Origin of the sequence: Acetobacter sp. DsW_059 (assembly GCF_002153695.1) — a bacterium.
Taxonomy (GTDB): domain Bacteria; phylum Pseudomonadota; class Alphaproteobacteria; order Acetobacterales; family Acetobacteraceae; genus Acetobacter; species Acetobacter thailandicus.
Map to the genome: position 1 here is coordinate 1 of NZ_JOPI01000150.1, position 501 is coordinate 501.

Sequence of the window (501 nt, forward strand, 5' to 3'; positions counted from 1 at the left end):
GGGTTGGTGCTCATCACAGGTTACTCTGCGAGAAACTCGACGCTGTAGAACGCGGTGAGATTAAGCGCCTGATGGTGTTTATGCCTCCACGACACGGCAAGTCAGAGCTGACCAGTAAACGCTTTCCTGCATGGTATATGGGACGGAATCCTAAAAAGCAGATTATCACAGCATCCTACGGCGCCACTCTTGCACAAGGTTTCGGACGCGATGTGCGTAACATTGTTGGATCGCCTGAGTTTGCGTCTTTGTTTCCTGGTGTAGGTGTTGCGGCTGACAGCTCTGCCCGTGACAACTGGCACACCAATAAAGGCGGCGTTTATACCGCAATGGGTGTTGGTGGCGGCCTCACTGGCAAGGGAGCGCACGTTGCCCTCATAGATGATCCGGTGAAAGACCGTCAGGACGCAGAAAGCCCTGTCATACGTGAGGCCACCTGGGACTGGTATCGCTCTGTATTGCGAACCCGACTAATGCCGGGAGGTGCTATCGTTCTGGTAC

Annotated in this window: 1 protein-coding gene; it reads left to right on the forward strand. The window is 54.3% G+C overall.

Features of this window, described 5'->3' with window-relative positions:
* Positions 1-501 (forward strand): terminase large subunit domain-containing protein (locus HK25_RS12365; RefSeq protein ID WP_233127831.1); only part of this gene is annotated, 501 nt, incomplete at both ends.